The sequence below is a fragment of the Thermoactinomyces mirandus genome (assembly GCF_013868055.1).
GTDB lineage: Bacteria > Bacillota > Bacilli > Thermoactinomycetales > Thermoactinomycetaceae > Thermoactinomyces > Thermoactinomyces mirandus.
Genome location: NZ_JACEOL010000079.1, coordinates 1 through 1,185 on the forward strand (window position 1 = coordinate 1; position 1,185 = coordinate 1,185).

1 protein-coding gene and 1 rRNA gene are annotated in these 1,185 nt (G+C 42.6%); both read right to left on the reverse strand.

What is annotated here, in order from left to right; translation table 11 throughout:
• Positions 1-206: 206 nt before the first annotated feature.
• Positions 207-884, reverse strand: coding sequence for a uracil-DNA glycosylase (locus H2C83_RS16990; RefSeq protein ID WP_181742357.1), 678 nt, complete (start codon positions 882-884; stop codon positions 207-209).
• 183 nt (positions 885-1,067) lie between these two features.
• A 16S ribosomal RNA gene (locus H2C83_RS17520) occupies positions 1,068-1,185 on the reverse strand; the annotation flags it as partial.

Here is a 1,185-nt window from a genome sequence, read left to right on the forward strand (position 1 = left end):
CGGTTTCTTGTTGAAATTCTCTGGATGTGTTCGTTCTGAACATAGTAAAACCTTCCTTCGGGATGCTTTTATATTTTAATTCAACAAAAAAGGCTGTTGACCTTCTTTTGTCAACAGCCTCCCTTTTTTTTATAAAAAATTATACCCAATTCCCTCAGACCGGATAAATCGGGGAAACAGCCGCCAGGATACTGGCGGCTGTTTATCTATAAATCAGGGATCTCCCAGTCAATCGTTTCTCTATTAATGCTTTGCAGTATTGCATTTGTTTTGGAAAAAGGCCTGCTTCCAAAAAAGCCATTCCGTGCTGAAAACGGGCTGGGATGTGCCGATTCAATCACATAATGACGGGAAGGATCAATCCACTTCTTTTTGGCTTGCGCATGCTTTCCCCACAACATAAAAACAACCGGCTTCTCGCGCTCATTGAGCGACTTAATCACTTGATCAGTAAACAGTTCCCATCCCTTGTTCCTGTGTGAATTGGGCTTTTTCTCACGTACGGTCAGCACCGTATTTAACAATAAAACCCCTTGCCTTGCCCATTTTTCCAGGTAGCCATGATTTGGCACCTCATATCCAAGATCATCTTTCAACTCTTTAAAAATATTCTTTAATGAAGGCGGCTGCTTGATTCCCGGCTTTACTGAAAAACTTAGTCCATGAGCCTGCCCACGACCATGATAGGGATCCTGTCCAATAATCACCGCTTTGGTTTCCTGATAAGAAGTAAGTTTTAATGCGGAAAAAATATCCTCCTTTTCGGGATAAACCGTATGTTCTTCGTATTCATTCATCACAAATTCCCACAGTTGTTTAAAATATGGTTTTTCAAACTCTTCCTGAAGCACTTTGTCCCAGTCACAATTCAAAAATCCAGCCATCCAGCCATTCCTCTCCATTTTTTTGTATTGTTTAAATTATGACAACCCTTATTCTACCAGGAAAAACAAAAAATCTCCATTATCCCGGGATAATGGAGATTTTTTGTCATATTCCTTCAAAACTGAAGAGTGAACAACCGCGACCCGAGAAAATCATCGTTCTGCTCAAAAAGAGCTCCTTAGAAAGGAGGTGATCCATCCCCACCTTCCGGTAGGGATACCTTGTTACGACTTCACCCCAATCATCTGCCCCACCTTCGGCGGCTGGCTCCTTCCCGGGGTTCGGGCAGGTTGCCTCACC

Bases quoted from the DNA above. Each gene is read 5' to 3' on its own strand.
- H2C83_RS16990 (WP_181742357.1), bottom strand. From the start codon at position 884: ATGGCTGGATTTTTGAATTGTGACTGGGACAAAGTGCTTCAGGAAGAG.